Raw genomic sequence first — 19,507 nt, forward strand, 5'->3', positions numbered from 1 at the left:
CCTTGTGTCCCCCGTCACTGATGGTGCCCATTAATGCAAGCGGTTGCACGACTGTCAATGCCGTTCTGTTGCGCCGAGGTTGCAAATGGACGCCTGCAATCGGTCCATCGGCGGGCAATACCGGACCAACGGCACGCGATCATTGACGTACGGGAATCGATCTGCCTAACTTTCCTGCAAACCTTTGCCGCCACGGCGGGAGTGATCATGACGAGACGCAGAATCGCCCTTGTCGGCACCGGATCGCGGGCCGAGATGTTCCTCCGCGCGGTCACCGACGACCACGCCGACACCACCGAGCTGGTCGCGCTGGCCGACGTCAACCAGGCCCGGATGGACGTGCACAACGGCTGGCTCCCCCGGCCGGTGCCCACCTACCGGGCCGCCGACCTCGCGCGGATGCTGGCCGAGCAGCGCGTCGACGAGCTGATCGTGACCAGCGTGGACAGCACCCACGCCGGGCACATCGTCACCGCGCTCGAGGCCGGCTGCGACGTCATCACCGAGAAGCCGATGACCGTCGACGCGCCCAGTTGCGAGCGCATCCTCGACGCCGTCGAGCGCACCGGCCGCCGAGTGCAGGTCGCCTTCAACTACCGGTTCAACCCGGTGCACGAGGTGGTGCGCACGCTGCTGGCCGGCGGCGAGATCGGCGAGATCGGCTCGGTGCACTTCGAGTGGCTGCTCGACGTGCGCCACGGCGCCGACTACTTCCGCCGCTGGCACCGCGACAAGGCGAACTCGGGCGGCCTGCTCGTGCACAAGTCGGGTCACCACTTCGACCTGGTGAACTGGTGGCTGGGGGCCGCGCCCGCCGAGGTGTACGCGTCCGGGCGGCTGTTCTTCTACGGCGAGAAGGGCAGCGGGCACGGGCACGCGGACGACAGGTTCGCGCTCGACCTGACCGCCGACCCGCGGCTGCGGGCGCTCTACCTCGACGCCGCGGCCGAGGACGGCTACCGCCGCGACCAGGACGTGTTCAGCCCCGGCATCACGATCGAGGACGACCTGGCGGTGCTGGTCCGCTACGACACCGGCGCCACGATGACCTACCACCTCACCGCGTACGCCCCCTGGGAGGGCTACCGGCTGATGGTCAACGGCAGCAAGGGCCGGCTGGAGCTGGAGGTGGTCGAGAGCGACCACGTCAGCCCGGCCGCCGCGGGCATGGTCAAGCAGGGCGCCAGCCCCGAGTCCGGCTCCGTGACGCTGACCATCCGGCCGTACTGGACACCGCCGTACGCCGTGGAACTGCAACCGGTGGACCGGGAGGGCCACGGCGGCGCCGACAAGCGCATGACCGCCGTGCTGCTCGGCGGCGGCACCGACCCGATGAACCGTTCCGCGACCGCCCGCGACGGCGCGCTGGCCCTGCTCACCGGGCTGGCGGCCAACCGCAGCCTGCAGGAGCGGGCGCCCGTGCGAGTGGCCGACCTGCTGACCCGGAAGGTGACCAGCCCGTGACCGACCCCCTCCTCACCACCGGCCTCGCGCGCGAGCTGTACGCGGTGGCGCGCGACCTGCCGCTGCTCAGCCCGCACGGTCACGTCAACCCGGCGCTGCTCGCCGACGACGAGCCGTTTCCCGACCCGGCGCGGCTGCTGGTCGTCCCCGACCACTACGTGACCCGGATGCTGCTGAGCCAGGGCATCCCGCCGGACCGGCTCGGCGTGCCGCGCCGCGACGGCGGTCCGGTCGAGACGGACCCGCGGGCGATCTGGCGGCTGCTCGCGGCCAACTGGCACCTGTTCCGCGGCACCCCCTCCCGGCTGTGGCTGGAGCAGACCTTCCGTACGGTCTTCGAGGTCGACACGCCGCTGCGCGCCGAGACCGCCGACGAGGTGTACGACGCGATCGCCGCGCGGCTGGCCGAGCCGGAGTTCCGCCCCCGGGCGCTGTTCGAGCGGTTCGGCATCGAGGTGCTCGCGACCACCGAGTCGCCCACCGACGACCTGTCCCGGCACGCCAAGCTCGCCGCCGACGGGTGGGGCGGCCCCGGCGGGCGGGTGATCAGCACGTTCCGGCCCGACGACGTGGTCGATCTCGAACGCGAGGGCTGGGCCGCCAACGTGGCGCGGATGGGCGAGCTGGCCGGGGAGGACACCGGCACGTACGCCGGCTACCTGGCCGCGCTGCGCCGCCGCCGCGAGGCGTTCATCGCGATCGGCACGACGTCCTCGGACCACGGGCACCCCACCGCCCGTACGGCGGCGCTCTCCCCCGCCGACGCCGCGAGGATCTACGACTGCGCGCTGCGCGGGGAGGTGTCCGCCGCCGACGCCGAGACGTTCCGCGCGCACATGATCCTCGAGTTCGCGCGGATGTCGCTCGACGACGGTCTGGTCCTGCAGCTGCACCCCGGCGCGTCGCGCGACCACAACCGCGCGCTGTTCGCGGCGCACGGGCGCGACGTGGGGGGCGACATCCCCCAGGCGACCGACTACGTGCACGCGCTGCGCCCGCTCCTCGACGCGTACGGCATGGAACCCCGGCTGCGGGTGGTGCTCTACACGCTCGACGAGACCGCGTTCAGCCGCGAGCTGGCCCCGCTGGCCGGCGGCTATCCCGCGCTGTTCCTGGGCGCGCCGTGGTGGTTCCTCGACACGCCGGACGCGATGCGCCGGTTCCGTGAGGCGGTCACCGACTCGGCCGGCTTCTACAACACCGCCGGGTTCGTCGACGACACCCGGGCGTTCTGCTCCATTCCCGTACGCCACGACATCGCGCGGCGGGTCGACGCGGCGTACCTCGCCTCGCTGGTCGAGCAGGACCGCCTGCCCGCCGACGAGGCCGCCGAGACGATGGCCGACCTCGCCTACCACCTGCCCAAGCGGATCTTCAAGCTCGGAAAGGGTCGCTCATGACCACCATCACCGGGGTGACGGTGCACGACGTCCGGTTCCCCACCGCGGCGGCGGGCGACGGCTCCGACTCCATCAACCGCGGCGACTACTCGGCCACGTACGTCGAACTGGCGACCGACGCCGGGATCACCGGCACCGGCTTCACGTTCACCAACGGCCAGGGCAACGAGCTCACCTGCGCCGCGGTCCGCGCCCTGGCGCCCACGCTGACCGGCCTGGACGTCGACGGCGACCAGCTCGCGTTCCTGCGCTCGCTCACCGCCCACCCGCAGCTGCGCTGGCTCGGCCCCGAGAAGGGCGCGCTGCACATGGCGACCGGCGCGGTGGTGAACGCGGTGTGGGACGTGCGCGCCAAGGCCGCGCAGAAGCCGATGTGGCAGTTCCTGGCGGAGCTGCCGACCGAGGACCTGGTGTCGTGCGTGGACTTCCGGCACATCGACGACGCGCTGACGCCCGCCGAGGCCGCCGCCATCCTGGACAAGGGACTCGACGGGCTGGCCGACCGGCTGGCGCTGCTGCAGGCCGAGGGCTTCCCGTCGTACACGACCAGCGTGGGCTGGCTGGGCTATCCCGACGACAAGGTGCGGGCGCTGACCCGGCAGGCGTACGCCGAGGGCTGGCGCGCCATGAAGATGAAGGTCGGCGGCCCGATCGAGGACGACGTGCGCCGCGCCGGCATCATCCGCTCCGAGATCGGCCCGGACGCGCTGCTGATGATGGACGCCAACCAGATCTGGGGCGTCGACGAGGCGATCGCGAACATGGCCCGGCTGGCCGAGTTCGACCCGTACTGGATCGAGGAGCCCACCCACCCCGACGACGTGCTGGGCCACGCACGCATCCAGCGGGCGGTCGCCCCGGTGCGGGTCGCCACCGGCGAGGTCGCCGCCAACCGGGTCGTCTTCAAGCAGCTGCTGCAGGCCGACGCGATCGGCGTCATGCAGGTCGACGCGTGCCGGGTCGCCGGCATCCCCGAGGTGCTCGCCGAGCTGCTGCTGGCCGCCAAGTTCGGCGTGCCGGTCTGCCCGCACGCCGGCGGCGTCGGGCTGTGCGAGCTGGTGCAGCACCTGGCCGTCTTCGACTACCTGCGCGTCGGCACGTCGCTGGACGGGCGCATGGTCGAGTACGTGGACCACCTGCACGAGCACTTCGCCGACCCGGTGCGCACCCGCGACGGCCGCTACCTGGTGCCCACCCGGCCCGGCTACAGCTCCGACATGCTGCCCGACTCGATCGCCCGGTTCTCCTTCCCGGACGGTCCCGCATGGAACTGAGCCGTTCCGCCCTCGCGCGGGTGCCGGTCGGGTCGCGCCCGCGCATCGCGGCCCCCGCGCCGGGCATCGTGCACCTCGGCCTGGGCGCCTTCCACCGCGCGCACCAGGCGGTGTTCACCGAGGACGCGATGGCCGCGGCCGGCGGCGACTGGGGCATCGTGGGCGTCGCGCCTCGCTCGCCGCAGGTCGTCGAGGCGATGCGGGCGCAGGACGGGCTGTTCAGCGTCACCACGCTCGGCCCCTCGGGCAGCAGCACGCGGGTGATCGGCTCGTCGGCCGGGCAGCTGCTCGCCGCGGCCGACCCGGACGCCGTGGTGACGCTGCTGGGCGACCCGGCGATCCGGGTGGTGACGCTGACGGTGACCGAGAAGGCGTACCGGCTGGACCCCGCCACCGGCCGGCTGCTGCTCGACGACGAGCTGCGCGCCGACCTCGAGACCGACCGCCCCCCGCGGACGGTGCCCGGCCTGCTGATCCGCGGCCTGATCGCCCGGCGGCGCGCGGACGCCGGCCCGATCGCGCTGGTCAGCTGCGACAACCTGCCGGCGAACGGGCACCGGATGCGTGGCCTGGTCGAGACGCTCGCGACGGCGTGCGCGGTGAGCGACTGGGTGCGCGCGAACGTCACGTTCCCCGGCACGATGGTCGACCGCATCGTGCCCGCCAGCACCGACGAGACGCTCGCGGTGGCGGCGAAGGCCCTGGGCGTACGGGATGCCGCCGCGGTGTGCGGGGAGCCGTACCTGGCCTGGGTCATCGAGGACGACTTCCCCGGCGGGCGCCCCGCGTGGGAGCAGGCCGGCGCCGTCATGACCGGCGACCCGCGCCCGTGGGAGCTGCTGAAGGTGCGCACGCTCAACGGCGTCCACTCGGCGATCGCCTATCTGGGCGCCGTGGCCGGCCGGGAGACCATCGCCGCCGCGCTCGATCTCCCCGGGCTGCGCCCCGCCGTGCAGCGGCTCATCACCGAGGACGTCGCGCCCAGCCTGGTCCCGCCCGCGGGCGTCGACGCGCTGGCGTACGGCGACGAGGTGCTCGCCCGGTTCGCCAACCCCGCCATGGGCCACCGCACGGTGCAGGTCGCGATGGACGGCACCCAGAAGCTGCCGCAGCGGATCCTGCACACCATCGAGGACAGGCGCGCCGCGGGCGCCGTGCCGCGGTGGGCCGGCCTGGCCGTCGCCGGCTGGATGCGGTTCGTGCAGGGCGTCGCGGACGACGGCCGCCCGCTGCCGTTGAACGACCCGCTGGCCGACCGGATCCGGGCCCGGCTGGCCGCCGCCCCCGCGACCCCCGACGGGGTGGTGGATGCCCTGCTGGGGCTGGACACCGTGTTCTCGCCGGCGCTGGCCGCGGACGCCGAGCTGCGGGCGGTGCTCGTCGAGTGGCTGACGGCGTTCGAGAAGCACGGCGTGGCGCAGACGCTGGCCGGTGCCGCGTGAGCCCGTCGGCGCGGGTCGCGCTGATCGGCGCCAACGGGCACGGCCGCTGGCACCGGCGGCTCATCGCCTCGCTGGACGGCGTCACGCCGGCCGGGCTGGCCGACGTGCGGCCCATCGATCCCCCGGCCGCCGAACCGGTTTTCACCGACCACCGCGAACTGCTCGCGGCGACCCGCCCCGACGTGGTGGTGATCTGCACGCCGCCGCACACCCACCTGCCGATCGCGCTCGACGCCCTGGCCGCCGGCTGCGACCTGCTGCTGGAGAAGCCGCCGGTGACCTCGCTGGCGGCCCACCACACGCTGCTCGCCGCCGTGGACGCCGCCGGGCGGGCCTGCCAGGTCGGCTTCCAGGCGCTGGGCTCGCTGGCGTGGGCCCGGTTCCGCGACGCGCTGACGCCGTCGGTCACCGGGCTGACCGCGGTCGCCTCGTGGAAGCGCGACGACGCCTACTACGCCCGCGCGCCGTGGGCCGGCCGCCGCTCGGTCGACGGCCGCCCGGTGGTCGACGGCGCGCTCGTCAACCCCTTGGCGCACGCCGTCATGCAGGCGCTGGCGGCGGGCGCCGCGACGGGCGCGGGCCGCCCCCGCCAGTTGGAGGTCGAACGCTACCGGGTGCGCGACATCGAGGTGGAGGACACCGCGTTCGCCCGCATCACGTTCGACAGCGGCCTGCCCCTGCTCGTGGCCGTGACCCTGGCCGGCGAGGACTTCGTCGCCGGCGAGATCGAGGCGCGCCTGCCCGGCGGCCGCGCGCTGCTGGAATATCCGACCGACCGGCTGGCCCTGCCCGGCGAGGCGTCGCTCGTGGACGTTCCCGGCCGCACCGACCTGCTGACCGACCTGCTGCGGCACCGGGCCGAGGGCACGCCGCTGCTCGTGCCGCTGCGGGCGACCGCCGACTTCACCACCGTGCTCGAGGCCCTGACCGTGCCCGGCGCGCCCGCGCCCCGGCTGCTCGGCCCCGGCGTCGTCGCGGTCGAGGGCGCCGAGCGGACGATCCCCGGCATCAACGCGCTGCTGCGCCGGGCGGCGGCGAGCCTGTCGCTGCCCTCGGAGCTGGACGTGCCGTGGGCGGTGAAGCCCTACTCCTGCCGCCTGCCGGCCAGGTAGGCCTCAGTCGTCGAGCGTGCCCGGCGGCCGCAGCTCGTCGCCGCGGCGGACGAAGGTGCGCAGCGCGACCAGCTCGCCGCGGTCGAAGCCGCGCACCCGGACCGTACGGGCCCCGGCGCAGTTCACCACCCGGACCGGCCCGGTGTCGTCGCCCAGGTCGGCGCTGTAGCGGGGCCGCCCGTCGACCTCGAAGTCGGCCCGGTCGGCGCCCGCCACCGCGAAGCTCGCCGTCAGGTGACCGTCCGCCTCGGACAGCGCGACGTCGAAGCGGCGCGGCGGCGTCTTCTCGAGCAGCTCGGCCGCGGCCGCCATCAGGTCGGCGTCGTCCTCGAGAAGGTCGCGGCGGGTCGTCACGTGCCGCTCGTCCGGCGCCACGCCGTAGTCCTCCAGCGGGCTGCCCGCGTTGGGCCCGACGCGCGTCACCCGGCGGATCACCAGCGACAGGCCCGCGCCCAGCGGCAGCGGCTTGAACGGCGAGTCCGGCTGCCCGGCCAGCGACCCGGTCAGGTCGGCCAGCTGCCAGACGTTGCCGCCGCCCGCGCCGGTGTTGCCGTCGGTGCCGAGCACCAGCCCGATGCGGTTGTCCTGGAAGCCCGCCGCGAAGATGTCCGCGGCGGAGTAGCACCGCGCGTCGGTCAGCAGCACGATGGGGCCGAAGTAGGACTGCGGCACGGCGTCGAACCACTCCCGCTCGGTGAAGGGGACCCCGGCCGAGTACGGCGCACCCGACTCCAGCGCCTGTTCCATGGACCTCAGCCACGGCCCGAGGTGGTCGTTCGCCCGGCAGATGCGCAGGTTCAGCGCGGTGGCCGCGAACTGCGCCGGCTCGGGCTCCACGGGCCGCGCCACCAGCGCCTGCAGGCACAGCTCCGCGGCGACGACCGCCCCGCCGCCGTTGCCGCGGATGTCGAGCACCAGCCCGTCCGCGGGCAGCTCGCCCAGCAGCCGCGCGAACTCGCGCACGAAGGCGACGATCCCGCCCCCGGTCGGCAGGAACGTGCGGATCCGCAGGTGGCCGACCACCCGCGCGCCCACGGTGACCCGGCGCGCCTCGAAGACCGTCGCGAGCTCCGGGAGCACGGGCACGCTCTGCGGGCCGGCGACCGCGGGCTGCCCCGACTCCTCGGCCGCGAGCGCCTGCGGCGCGAACAGGGCCGTGCGCAGCCGGGCCAGGTGGGCGCCCTCCACGTCGATGCCGAGCGGTGTGTCCGCCGATGCGCTCGTGGTGGCGGCCGCGGCGGCGATCGGCGTGGCGCTCCACCGCAGCCGGATGTCGCGCGGCTGCTGCTGCGCGTCGAGGTAGCTCAAGTCGATCCAGTCCTCGTCCGGCGGCCGGGCGAAGGCCAGCGACCGCACCGTGAACATCTGCAGCGCGCGGGCGTGCCGCGCCTCGGGGTTGGCGCCCGGCAGTCGTTCCGCGAACCGTTCCACCGCCCGCGCGATCGGCACGCCGTTCCAGTGCGTCACCTCGACGCCGAAGCGGAACCCCGCGTCGTCCAGGTGCGGCAGCTCGCCCTGCCGCCGCCCGACCAGGTAGCGCCGGCGACCGTCCTCGGTGAACTCCTTGAGCAGGAACGGCAGGAACACCGCGACCCCGTTGAACGGCTCGGGCAGCGTGTATCGGGTGTGCAGGTCGCGCAGCGAGTTGAAGATGTCCGCGAGCTCGGCGTGCATGCGCCACTCGGGCCCCGGGTCGCCGTCGCGGCCCAGCCGCTGCCCGAGCAGCCGCAGCCGCTGCAGCGGGTTGATGCCGTAGCGCGCCACCTTGAACGGCAGCAGCGCGTAGTTGTGCTCGAGCAGCAGCAGCGCCTGCTCCACGATGAGCCGCCGCTGCGCCGGGGTGAGCCGGCCGACCTCGGTGCTGCCGAGAAAGTCGTCGAGCGACACCGCCTGCGTCATGTCCGTCCCCTCCCGGCCGCCGGACCTCAGCGTAGGGCGGCCGGGGACGGGCGCCGCTGTCCGATCTAGGACGGGTCCAGGTCGCTCACCAGCACCCGGAGGTGGCGGGTGAGCGTGCCGCCGGGCGGGATGACGAGCGGTTTCTCGTACGCCAGGGCCGCGCACACGCCGATGTAGTCCTCGGTGCGCACGAACCAGCGGTCGTCGCCCTCGAGACCGCGGAACGTCAGCGCGTAGCGGTCGTCGACCGTGAGCGTCAGCGAGGCGGCGGTGCTGCCGTGCGGCTCGTCGCCGCGGTCGGTGGTGGCCGTGGCCTTGCCGGGCGGGCAGCGCCAGAAGAAGCCGCCGTACCCGGCCCCGCCCGTACGGCCGTGGGTGGCCGGGCTGCCGAGGCTGACCTGATGCCGCTCGGGCGCGGTGAGGGCGTACCGGAAGGACAGCTCCCATCCCCCCTCGGCGGGCGCCGCGGTGATCCGCCGATCCTCAGTCAGCAGCGTGCCCTGCTCGCCGTCGCACCACCGCAGCCGCTCGGAAAGGCCCTGCCCGGCGGGCTCCCAGCCGTCGTGCCGGATCGAGCCGTGGTCCTCCAGCCAGGTGTAGCCGCGGCCGCGCACGAACGTGCGGCCGCCCCACAGGTTCCAGCCGTTCACGTCGGCGACCGTGACCGAGGCGCCGAGGTGCCAGGGGTGATCGAAGCACAGCTCGTCGGTCACCACAGTCCCGCCGAGCGTCCGCACGGGATGCAGGTAGGGCCGCGGCGCCAGCCGGATGTCGAGCGGCGGGTCCACGACGTACGTCGCCACCTCCATCTCCCCCACCCGCAGAACGCTCACGCCGGCCTTCTCCCGGTGCGCTCGCTCGCCGCCGGTCACGCCACGGCCGCCTCGTAGCCGGCCAGCGCCTCGGCGAGCACCTCGGGGCCGGGGCGCGACCACACCTGTTCGTGGAACACCTCCACCTCCACGTGGCCGTCGTAGCCGGTCTCGCGCACCGCCCGGGCGAACCGTCGCATGTCGACCGACCCGGTGCCGGGCAGGCCGCGGCCGAGCAGCACGCCCTCGGGCAGCGGCGTGATCCAGTCGGCGAGCTGGAACGCCGCGATCCGCCGCTCGCGGCCCGCCTCGGCGATGCCGTCCCACACCCGGTCGTCCCACCACAGGTGGTAGGTGTCGATCACGACGCCGACCGCCTCGGCGGGGAAAGGCCTTGCCAGCTCCAGCGCCTGCCCGAGCGTGGCCACCACGCAGCGGTCGGAGCAGAACATCGGGTGCAGCGGCTCGATCGCCAGCCGGACGCCCGCGGCGAGCGCGTCGGGCACGAGCGCGCCGATCGCGTCGCCGACGTGGCGGCGGGCGCCGTCCAGGTCGCGGCTGCGGCCCGGCAGCCCGCCGCTGACCAGCACCAGGGTGTCGGTGCCGAGCGCGGCGGCCTGCTCGATGGCGCGCCGGTTCTCGTCGTACCAGTCGGCCTCGTGGAAGAAGCCGCCGCGGCACAGCGACGAGACGGTGAGGCCGGCATCCCGTACGAGGGAAGCCGCCTTTTCGGTGCCGTACTCGTACACTTCCTCGCGCCACAGCCCGACGGCCCGCACGCCGGCCGCGACGCACCCGGCCACCAGCTCGTCGAGCGGCCAGCGCTTGGTCGTGGCCTGGTTGAGCGAGAACCCCTTCATCGGCTCATCCCCACGGTCGTCAGCCACGCGCCGGCGCGGTGGGCGGCCAGGTCGGCGTCCGGCAGCAGGCCCGCCTCGTCGGCCAGCCGCATGAGCGTCAGCAGGTGGCGCGGCGAGCGGCCGGACTGGGCGCCGTTGACCATCGTGAGGTGGTCCTGGTGGCCGGCGAGCCAGTTCAGGAACACAATGCCGGTCTTGTAGTGGTAGGTCGGCGCGGCGAACAGGTGCCGGGCGAGCGGCAGCGTCGGCGCCAGGATCCGCTTGTACGCGGCCGTGTCGCCCTCGTCGAGCGCCCGGAACGCGGCCGCGGCGGGCGGGGCGATCACCGCGAGGACGCCGAGCAGCGCCTCCGAGTGGCCCCGGTCGTCGCCGAGGATGAGCTCCGGATAGTTGAAGTCGTCGCCGGTGTACATGCGCACGCCCCGGGGCAGCCGGCGGCGCATCTCGACCTCGTACGCGGCGTCGAGCAGCGACAGCTTGATGCCCTCGACCCGGTCGCGGTGCTCGTCGATGATCTCGAGCACGGTCTCGTGGCGGCCCCAGTACCCGGCGAGCGCGGGGTCGAACGCCTCGCCGAGCCAGTGCAGCAGCACGGGCTTGTCCGCCTGGGCCAGCACCTCGCCGTAGACGCGCTTGTAGTCGTCGGCGTCGCGGGCGGCCGCGGCCAGGTGACGGCTGCACATCAGCACCGGGGTGGCGCCCGCGTCGCGGACGTCGTGCAGCTGCTCCAGATAGGCCTTGGTGATGTCGTCGATGGTCGCCGGTCCCGGGGGCAGCTGGTCGGTGGCCACACCCGCGACGATCGCGCCGCCGACCGCGCGGGCCTCGGCGGCGCTGCGCCGGATCAGCTCGCGGGTGGCCGGGTAGTCCAGCCCCGCGCCGCGCTGGGCGGTGTCCATCGCCTCGGCGACCCCGAAGCCGTACGACCACAGGTGGTGCCGGAAGCGCAGCGTCGTGTCCCAGTCGAGCACGGCCGGCGCGCCCGGGATGTTCTCCGCCTGCGGATCGGCCGTGACCGGCGCAGCGGCGTACGCTACCCGGCTGCGGAAAGGCCTTTCCTTGCCGAACTCCTGGCCGCGCCCGCTGAATCGGATCGTCATCGCCGCGCTGCCTTCACCCTCGCGGCTGCCGGGCTCGGTCGTCATCGCCGTGCTCCTTCGCTCTCGCGGCCGCTGAGCCCGGTGATCATCGCGGCAGCTCCGGGATCTCGAGCCGGCGGCCCTCCGCCGACGACTGCAGGCCCAGCTCGGCCACCTGGACGCCGCGGGCGCCGGCCCACAGGTCGCCGGTGTAGGGGCTGTCCTCGGCGACGTACCGCAGGAACTGCTCCCACTGGGCGCGGAAGCCGTTGACGAAGACCTCGTTGTCGGGCACCTCCTGCCACTGCTCGCGGAAGCGCTGCGTGGTCGGCACGTCCGGGTCCCACACCGGCTTGGGCGTGGTGGCGCGCGGCTGGATGCGGCAGTGGTGCAGGCCCGCGACCGCGCTGCCGTGCGTGCCGTCCACCTGGAACTCGACCAGCTCGTCGCGGTTGACCCGCACCGCCCACGACGAGTTGATCTGCGCGACGATCCCGCCGTCGAGCTCGAACAGCCCGTAGACGGCGTCGTCGGCGGTCGCCGCGTACGGCTCGCCCGCCTCGTCCCAGCGCCGGTCGATGTGCGTCACCGAGCGCGCGGTCACCGCCCGCACCGGACCGAAGATCTGTTCGAGCACGTAGTGCCAGTGCGGGAACATGTCCAGCGTGATGCCACCGCCGTCGGCCGCCCGGTAGTTCCACGAGGGACGCTGCGCGCTCTGCCAATCGCCTTCGAACACCCAGTACCCGAACTCCCCGCGGACGCACAGCACGCGCCCGAAGAATCCGCCGCGCACCAGCCGGTGCAGCTTCTGCAGGCCCGGCAGGAACAGCTTGTCCTGCACCACGCCGTGCTTGATCCCTGCCGCGTCCGCCTCGCGGGCCAGCTCGACGGCCTCCGTCAGGCTCTCGGCGACCGGCTTCTCGGTGTAGATGTGCTTGCCCGCCTCGATCGCCGCGCGCAGCGCCTTGACGCGGGCCGAGGTCACCTGGGCGTCGAAGTAGATCTGCACGTCCGGGCGGGCGAGCGCGCCCTCGAGGTCGGTGGTCCAGTCGCTGAGGCCGTGCCGCTCGGCGAGCGCGCGGAGCTTGGCCTCGCTGCGGCCGACGAGCACCGGCTCGGGCCAGAGCACCGTGCCGTCGCGCAGCGGCAGGCCGCCGTCGGACCGGATGGCGAGGATCGAGCGGATGAGGTGCTGACGCAGGCCCATCCGTCCGGTGACGCCGTTGAGAACTATGCCGAGGGGTGTCCGGTCCATGGATCTGCCTCCGTCGTTGTCGCTCGCCGCCTTCCCTGGCGGCCGTCGTCGCCCGCGTCGCTCCGCCCAGCCACTTTCGGCGCCGCGATTCTGCCGCGGAAGGCCTGAGGTAAGCGCTTTCCTGACACCGTACGGGGCGCGGTGCCGGACGGGCAAGACCGGCGGCGGTATCCTCCGGTCGGCAACGGCTTTCAACAGGAGGTGAGCGTGGCGACCTTGGCGGACGTGGCGCGTCGCGCCGGGGTGTCCACCGCGACCGCATCGCGGATCATCAATGGCAGTACGAAGCCGGTGGCCGAGGAGCTGCGCGCCCGCGTGCTGGCCGCGGTCGCCGAGCTGCGCTACGTGCCCAACGCGCACGCGCAGATGCTGGCCCGCTCGCACCGCAACGCCGTCGGGGTGCTCGTGCACGACGTCTCCGACCCGTACTTCGCCGAGATCACCCGGGGTCTGCAGCGCATGGCCACCGACGCCGGCCGGCTGGTCATCATCTGCAACACGTTCCGCGACCCGGCCCGCGAGCTGCAGTACATCGACCTGCTGCACGCCCACCAGGTCGCCGCGATCGTGGTGGCCGGGTCCGGCTATCTCAACGCCGAGGCCGAGTCCGAGCTGGCCGACCGCATGCTGAGCTTCGAGGCCACCGGCGGCCGCATCGCCGTCATCGGCCGCCACGGCTACCGCTGCGACACCGTCCTGCCCGCGAACGAGGAGGGCGGCTACCTGGCGGCCGCGCACCTCTTCGAGCTGGGCCACCGCTTCGTCGGGGTGATCGCCGGCCCGGCCAACCTCACCACCACCGCCGACCGCCTGGCCGGAATGGAGCGCGCCGCCGCGGACTTCGGCGCCCTGCTGCACGTCAAGGAGTCCGACTTCACCCGCGACGGCGGCGAGGAGTGCGCCGAGGCCCTGCTGGTGGAGCGTCCCGACCTGACCGCCATCGCCGCCCTCAACGACTCCATGGCCGTCGGCGCCCTCGCCACCCTGCGCAGGCGGGAGCGCAAGCTGGCCGTCATCGGCTTCGACGACATGCCGGTGGCCCGCGACGTGAGCCCCTCGCTGACCTCGATCCGCCTGCCCTTGGCCGAACTGGGCGAGCTCGCGATGAAGCTGGCCCTCAATCCCCCCTCCGGGAACTCCCGCCCGCGCACCGAACACGTCTCCGCCGACCTGATCCGCCGGGAGAGCACCTTCGAGATCAGCGAGTGCCGCTGAGATCTAGCGCCAACCGGCGGCCGCCGCCTCTCCGCCCACGCCGCCCTGCAGTCCCTCCAGCGGCCCCCGCCCCCGCGGCGTCTCCCCGCCACCCTTTCCGCCCCCGCTCGCTCGGCAGTCCACCCACCCAGCGACCCTCGCCCCCGCGCCGCCTCCCCCTCCGCCCGCGCTCACTCTGCGGTCCACTCAGCCAGCGGCCCCGCCCTCGCGGCGCCTCCCCGCCACCCCCTCCGACCGCGCTCGCCCTGCAGCCCACCCACCCGGCGACCCACCGCCCCCGCGGCGCCTCCCCTCCATTCCCACCGCCCACGCTCGCCCTGCAGCTCACCCACCCAGCGGCCCCCGCCCTCGCGGCGTCTTCCCCGCGACCTCTCCGCCGGATTTCACCCGGTCGACCCGCGCCCGAGCTGCCGTCCGCCTGCTCTCCGGCCACCCCTTGGCTATTGACCGTCCTCTATTGAGCTGTCTACTGTGCCGCAGGAAAGGCCTTACCTAAGGGGATGCGGTATGCGTAGACGGACCTTTCTCGGGCTATCGACGGGGGCCATCACGGTGGCTTCGACGTTCGGGGGCCGCGCCGCCTCGGCGTCCTCGCTCGCGCCGGCGGGCATCGGGCACCTCGGCGAAGGGGTCGAGCGCGTCGTCGTCGCGGCCGACGGGAGCGGGGACTTCACCACCGTCCAGCAAGCGGTGGACGCCGTGCCCGCGGGAAACCCCGTTCCCTTCGTGATCGCGGTGCGCCCCGGCACGTACACCGGAAGGGTCGTCATCCCGGCGGACCGGCCCACAATCACGATGCTCGGGCTCGGGCGGAACCCGCGCGACGTGGTCATCGCCGACGACCGCGCCAACGGGACGCCCAACCCGGCCGGCGGGACGTGGGGAACGTCCGGCAGTGCCTCGGTGACGGTCGACGGCGCGGACTTCCGCGCGCACAACCTGACCTTCGCCAACCTGTTCGACGAGGCCGCCCACCCCGAGATCACCAACCGTCAGGCCGTCGCCGTCCTGACCCGCGCGGACCGGGTCGCGTTCACGCGGGTGCGCTTCCTCGGCAACCAGGACACGCTCTATGTGAACAGCGCCGCCGCCACGACGGTCGCCCGCGCGTACTTCCGCGACTGCTACGTCGAGGGCGACGTCGACTTCATCTTCGGCCGCGCGACCGCCGTCTTCGACCGCTGCCGGATCCACTCGCTCGACCGCGGAACGACCCCCAGCGGGTACGTCACCGCGCCGAGCACCGACATCGGCAACCCGCACGGCTTCCTGTTCGCCCGGTGCTCCTTCACGTCGGACGCCCCGCCGGCAAGCGTTTTCCTCGGCCGCCCGTGGCACCCCAGCCAGGACCCGAACGCGATCGGCCAGACGATCATCCGCGACTCCCGCATCGAGGCCCACATCGGCGCGGTCGCGTGGAGCGACTTCGGCACGTGGCCGTGGCGGGAGGCCCGCTTCGCCGAGTACCGCAACTACGGCCCCGGCGCCCTCGTCACCCCCGACCGGCCGCAGCTGACCCCCGCCGAGGCGGCGATGTACACGGTTCCCGCCTTCCTGCGCGGCAGCGACGGCTGGCGCCCGGACCGCCGTCTCTGACCCGGTAGCCACGAACGCGGCCGGCGCTTCCCGCCTGCTGCTTCGCGTCCGCGACCGACGGCGTACGGCCGCCTCTCACGGCGCGGCTATGCAAATTTCCTGCGTTGTTCGATCCATTGACGATGGTCGACCGTCGTGTGACGGTGGCGGCAAGCGCTTTCCTGCATGTCAAAGCGGTCTCCACCGTCCGCTCGAGAGGAACGACCATGCCCTTCGCCCCCGTGGCCGGATTAGCCGCTGCCCTCCTGCTCACCCTCGGCGCTACGCCTGCCGCCGCCTCCGCCGCTGCGCCCGCCGACGCCTCCGCCGCAGCGCCCGGCATCCCGCCGGCGGCGCTGCAACTGGCCAGGCAAGGCCTTTCCCCGAACGACGGATGGGCGTCCGCCGGAGCGGGAACGACGGGCGGCTCCGCGGCCGACGACGCGCACGTGTCGGTCGTCCGCACGCGCAGCGAGCTGATCGCGGCTCTCGGCGGGAACGCGGCCACCAACGGGCAGAACGCCACGCCGAAGATCGTCCTGGTCAGCGGCCGGATCGACCTCCGGGAAGGCAAGTCGTGCGCCGACTTCGCCGACCCGGCGTACTCGCTCGAGCAGTACCTGGCCACGTACGACCCGGCGGTCTGGGGACGGGCCACCCGGCCGACCGGGCCGCTGGAGGACGCGCGCGTCCGGTCGGCGCGTACGCAGTCCGACCAGGTGCGCGTCAACGTCGGCAGCAACACCACGATCGTCGGCATCAACGGCGGCCGGCTCGAGCACGGCAGCCTCGTACTCACGAATGTCAGCAACGTGATCGTGCGCAACCTCGAGGTCACCGACGCGGCGGACTGCTTCCCGGCCTGGGACCCGACCGACGGCTCCGCGGGCAACTGGAACTCGCTGTACGACCTGGTGTCGCTCAGCGGCGCGACCAACGTCTGGCTCGACCACAACACGTTCAGCGACGGCAACAACCACGACAGCACCCAGCCGCTCTACTTCGGCCGGCCCTACCAGGTGCACGACGGCGCCACCGACTTCATCCGCGGCTCCGACCTGATCACGGTCTCGTGGAACGACTACTACGACCACGACAAGACCATGCTGATCGGCTCGACCGACACGCCCGGCGTCGACGTGGGCAAGCTGCGCGTCACCCTGCACCACAACCGGTTCGGCAACGTCGTCCAGCGGGCGCCGCGCGTACGGTTCGGCCAGGTCGACGTCTACAACAACCTGTACGTCGCGACCGACGACGACTACTCGTACTCGCTGGGTGTCGGGGTCGAGTCGAGCATCTACGCCGAGAACAACTACTTCCGGCTGAGCGCCGACGTGCCACCGTCGGAGGTCATCGCGTACTGGAAGGGCACGCGGATCACCGCGATCGGCTCGCTCGTGCAGGTCGGCAGCCGTCCCGCGCAGCCGGTCGACCTGGTCGCCGCGTACAACGCCGCCTACGACCCCGACCTGCTTGCGGACGCGGGCTGGACGCCCACGCTGCGCACCGGCGTCGACCCGACCGCGGCCGTTCCCGCGCTGGTCAGTGCAGGCGCCGGCGCTCGCCGCATCCTCCGCTGACGACGCCCGCCCCGTTGCCGGCTGACGACGCCCGCCGCGTTGCCCGCTGACGACGCCCGCCGCGTTGCCCACTGACAACGCCCGCCGCGTTGCCCACTGACAACGCCCGCCGCGTTGCCCACTGACGACGCCCGCTGCGTTTGCCGGCTGACAACGCCCGCCGCGTTGCCCGCTGACGACGCCCTCCCCGTTGCCTGCCCGATGACGACGCCCGTTGACGACGCCCACCGCGTTATCCGCTGACGACGCCCGCCGCATCTCCGCGGACGTCCGAACGCGGATGCGGACGCGGGCGATGCGGGCGCGGGCGATGCGGATGCGGGCGCGGGCGATGCGGATGCGGGCGATGCGGACGCGGCATGCGAACGACGCCCGAACGCTGACGACAAACGATCAACGGCCCGGCCGGCCTCTGCAACCACCCGACCGGGCCGCACGCTGCGCCGCGAAAAGTCGATCAACCGGTGGGCCACCCTTACCCCCACCCACCCGGGGAGCGGTGATGAAGGTACGCGGCGGGAGGGAGCGAAAGAGGGTTGTCCACAGCGGCGGAAGACGCCGGGAGCGCTAAACGACGCAGCTCCGCCAAAATGCTGATTTGCCACCCGGAAGGGGTCGGCAACCGGCACGCTGTCAGCATGCACATCGGCGTGATCGGGGCAGGACAGCTCGGCGCAACGCTCGCCGAGTGGTGTGCGGAGAGCGGCCACGACGTGGCGGTCGCGTCGCGGCATCCGGAACGGCTCGGCGGCGTGGTGGATCACCTGGGCGGCCACGGTACGGCGTTGCCCGTGGCGGAGGCGGCGGCCTTCGCGGACGTGGTGCTGTTCGCCCCGAACTGGGAGACCGCGCCCCAGGCGATCGAGCTCGCGGGGTCTGCGCTCGACGGCAAGGTGGTCATCGACGCGACGAACCCGACGGTGCCGGTCCTCGACGGGCCGAGCGGGTTCGAGACGCTGATGCAGATGGCGCCGAAGGCGCACTGGGCGAAGGCGTTCAACACGCTGCCGACGGCCGTGCTGAACCGCCGCCGCGGGCACGATCCGCTGCTCGCGGAGTTCGTCTGCACGGACCTCACCGACGCCCGGCAGGCCGCGTCGCGGATCATCCGGGACATGGGGTTCGCCCCGTTCTACGCGGGCGGCGCCGAGGCGGCCCGCCTCACCGAGACCGGCGGGCCGCTGCAGCAGTACGAGGTGGACGTCTTCCGCGCGCAGGACGTGCTCGCCGACGCGCTGACCGTGCTGCGCTGACTCACACCTCGACAGTCACGAACCGCTTCCCGGTGGTGGTGACGACCCGTACGGCCTGCACCTGTTCGGGGTCGATGAGCGCGCTGCCGTTGAGCGTCGTCCCGCCGCTCTCGCCCGCCGGCGACACCAGCCAGCTGCCGGCCACGGCCGCGGACCCGTCGCGGCCGACGACCTCGAGCACGCACCTCTCCCCCGCCGGGATGCCGCCCACGGTGGCCGACACCCGCACCCAGCCGGCCGCGGGCGTGACCGCGGCCTGCATCGTCGCCCCGGTGGCCGGGTCGGTGGCCGAGCCGACCCGCGCGCCGGCGGGCACGGACAGCGTGGGCTGCGCGACCGGCTCCGACGACGGCGCGGTGCCCCGGCCGATCACCACCCCGCCCGCGATCGCGATCGCGGCCACGGCGGCGGCGATGGAGGCCACCACAGCCACACGGCGGTGGCGGTTGCCGGACGACTCGCGCCGCACCTGGCGCAGCGTGCGCTGCAGCAGCAGGTCGCCGTCGTCGGGCGGCCCGTCGAGCAGCATCTCGTCGGGCACCTCGCCCAGCTTGTCGGACCATTCGCGCAGCGAGTCGCGCTCGGCGCGGCACTCGGCGCAGCCCGCCAGGTGCTCGTCGGCGCGGGCCTTCTCGTCCTCGGACAGCATCTCCAGCAGGTAGCCGGCCAGGTCGACGTGGTCGTTCGCCGTGTTCGCGCTCTCCGGCGTGTTCATGATGCCAACCGTTCCGTGCCGGCCTCGCGCAAGGCCCGCAACGCGTAGAAGGACCGGGACTTGACCGTGCCCGGCGGGATGCCGAGCACCTCGGCGGCCTCGGCCACGGTGTTGCCTTTCAGATAGACCTGCTCGAGCACCTCGCGGTGCTCGGTGGAGAGCCGGCTCAGCGCGTCGACCACCACCATCGACGTGACCACGCGGTCGGAGTGGTCCTGCTCGACCGCGGCGTCGGGCGGGCTCTCGGCGACCTCGGGCGGGCGCCTGTTCCGCGCGCGGATCTGGTCGAGCACGATGTTGCGGCAGACCGTGAGCAGCCATCCGCGTACGGAGCCCTTGCCGTTGTTGAGGCTGTCGGGGTGCCGCCAGGCGCGCACCAGCGCCTCCTGCACCACGTCCTCGGCGGCGGCGCGGTCGCGGGTCAGCTGCGTGGCGTACGCGAGCATGGCCCGGCCGTGTTCGGTAAACAACGATCTGACCAGCGCTTCATCGGCCACCTCCCGGTGCGGTCTCTGTCTGCTCGACGGCATCCGTCTCTCTCCCCGCGGCACGCTTCCCGTGCCGCC

At 73.4% G+C, this 19,507-nt stretch carries 16 protein-coding genes; 9 read left to right on the top strand and 7 right to left on the bottom strand.

Annotation, left to right across the window (positions count from 1 at the left end; genetic code table 11):
* Positions 1–207: 207 nt before the first annotated feature.
* From ACSNN8_RS23710 to ACSNN8_RS23730, 5 genes are read left to right on the top strand one after another with little or no spacing between them, the layout of a single operon-like run.
* Positions 208–1,464: a Gfo/Idh/MocA family protein gene (locus ACSNN8_RS23710; RefSeq protein WP_436651555.1), complete on the top strand. Its 1,257-nt coding sequence runs from the start codon at positions 208–210 to the stop codon at positions 1,462–1,464.
* Positions 1,461–2,864 (top strand): glucuronate isomerase, encoded by a 1,404-nt coding sequence (gene uxaC / locus ACSNN8_RS23715; protein ID WP_436651556.1) that lies wholly within the window; start codon positions 1,461–1,463, stop codon positions 2,862–2,864. Before ACSNN8_RS23710 ends, uxaC begins: the two co-directional genes overlap by 4 nt.
* On the top strand, positions 2,861–4,138 hold the full coding sequence (locus tag ACSNN8_RS23720) for an enolase C-terminal domain-like protein (RefSeq protein ID WP_436651558.1): 1,278 nt from the start codon (positions 2,861–2,863) through the stop codon (positions 4,136–4,138). Before uxaC ends, ACSNN8_RS23720 begins: the two co-directional genes overlap by 4 nt.
* Positions 4,129–5,580 carry a mannitol dehydrogenase family protein gene (locus ACSNN8_RS23725; RefSeq protein WP_436651559.1) on the top strand — a complete coding sequence of 484 codons (1,452 nt, stop codon included), beginning with the start codon at positions 4,129–4,131 and terminating at the stop codon, positions 5,578–5,580. The genes ACSNN8_RS23720 and ACSNN8_RS23725 overlap by 10 nt, the downstream gene beginning before the upstream one ends.
* A complete protein-coding gene (locus tag ACSNN8_RS23730; RefSeq protein ID WP_436651561.1) occupies positions 5,577–6,692 on the top strand; it encodes a Gfo/Idh/MocA family protein in 1,116 nt (371 codons plus the stop codon). The genes ACSNN8_RS23725 and ACSNN8_RS23730 overlap by 4 nt, the downstream gene beginning before the upstream one ends.
* Before the next feature lie 3 nt (positions 6,693–6,695).
* Here the strand turns inward: ACSNN8_RS23730 and ACSNN8_RS23735 are convergent, their stop codons facing one another.
* The 5 genes from ACSNN8_RS23735 to ACSNN8_RS23755 all read right to left on the bottom strand — a co-directional run bounded on the left by ACSNN8_RS23735 (position 6,696) and on the right by ACSNN8_RS23755 (position 12,600).
* Positions 6,696–8,591: a S41 family peptidase gene (locus ACSNN8_RS23735; protein ID WP_436651563.1), complete on the bottom strand. Its 1,896-nt coding sequence runs from the start codon at positions 8,589–8,591 to the stop codon at positions 6,696–6,698.
* A 65-nt stretch (positions 8,592–8,656) separates the two neighbouring features.
* Positions 8,657–9,424 carry a PmoA family protein gene (locus ACSNN8_RS23740; protein WP_436651564.1) on the bottom strand — a complete coding sequence of 256 codons (768 nt, stop codon included), beginning with the start codon at positions 9,422–9,424 and terminating at the stop codon, positions 8,657–8,659.
* 35 nt (positions 9,425–9,459) lie between these two features.
* Complete coding sequence (locus tag ACSNN8_RS23745) at positions 9,460–10,263, bottom strand: sugar phosphate isomerase/epimerase family protein (protein ID WP_436651566.1); 804 nt, start codon at positions 10,261–10,263, stop codon at positions 9,460–9,462.
* Positions 10,260–11,363, bottom strand: coding sequence for a dihydrodipicolinate synthase family protein (locus tag ACSNN8_RS23750; RefSeq protein WP_436651979.1), 1,104 nt, complete (start codon positions 11,361–11,363; stop codon positions 10,260–10,262). The genes ACSNN8_RS23745 and ACSNN8_RS23750 overlap by 4 nt, the downstream gene beginning before the upstream one ends.
* An 85-nt stretch (positions 11,364–11,448) precedes the next feature.
* On the bottom strand, positions 11,449–12,600 hold the full coding sequence (locus ACSNN8_RS23755; RefSeq protein ID WP_436651568.1) for a Gfo/Idh/MocA family protein: 1,152 nt from the start codon (positions 12,598–12,600) through the stop codon (positions 11,449–11,451).
* 207 nt (positions 12,601–12,807) lie between these two features.
* On the opposite strand from ACSNN8_RS23755, the gene ACSNN8_RS23760 reads away from it, so the two are divergent.
* From ACSNN8_RS23760 to ACSNN8_RS23775, 4 genes are all read left to right on the top strand, one after another.
* Positions 12,808–13,815 carry a LacI family DNA-binding transcriptional regulator gene (locus tag ACSNN8_RS23760; protein WP_436651570.1) on the top strand — a complete coding sequence of 336 codons (1,008 nt, stop codon included), beginning with the start codon at positions 12,808–12,810 and terminating at the stop codon, positions 13,813–13,815.
* Positions 13,816–14,367: 552 nt separating this feature from the next.
* Positions 14,368–15,411, top strand: a complete 1,044-nt coding sequence (locus tag ACSNN8_RS23765) for a pectinesterase family protein (protein WP_436651572.1) — start codon at positions 14,368–14,370, stop codon at positions 15,409–15,411.
* 206 nt (positions 15,412–15,617) lie between these two features.
* A complete protein-coding gene (locus tag ACSNN8_RS23770) occupies positions 15,618–16,973 on the top strand; it encodes a pectate lyase family protein (protein ID WP_436651573.1) in 1,356 nt (451 codons plus the stop codon).
* Between the two features lie 638 nt (positions 16,974–17,611).
* Positions 17,612–18,226 (top strand): NADPH-dependent F420 reductase, encoded by a 615-nt coding sequence (locus ACSNN8_RS23775; RefSeq protein WP_436651575.1) that lies wholly within the window; start codon positions 17,612–17,614, stop codon positions 18,224–18,226.
* A gap of 1 nt (position 18,227) precedes the next feature.
* On the opposite strand, the gene ACSNN8_RS23780 is transcribed toward ACSNN8_RS23775, so the two are convergent.
* Complete coding sequence (locus ACSNN8_RS23780) at positions 18,228–18,941, bottom strand: anti-sigma factor family protein (RefSeq protein ID WP_436651577.1); 714 nt, start codon at positions 18,939–18,941, stop codon at positions 18,228–18,230.
* Positions 18,938–19,471: a sigma-70 family RNA polymerase sigma factor gene (locus tag ACSNN8_RS23785; RefSeq protein WP_436651579.1), complete on the bottom strand. Its 534-nt coding sequence runs from the start codon at positions 19,469–19,471 to the stop codon at positions 18,938–18,940. The genes ACSNN8_RS23780 and ACSNN8_RS23785 overlap by 4 nt, the downstream gene beginning before the upstream one ends.
* Between the last annotated feature and the right edge of the window lie 36 nt (positions 19,472–19,507).

Source organism: Actinoplanes sp. URMC 104 (genome assembly GCF_051386375.1).
Classification (GTDB): Bacteria; Actinomycetota; Actinomycetes; order Mycobacteriales; family Micromonosporaceae; genus Actinoplanes.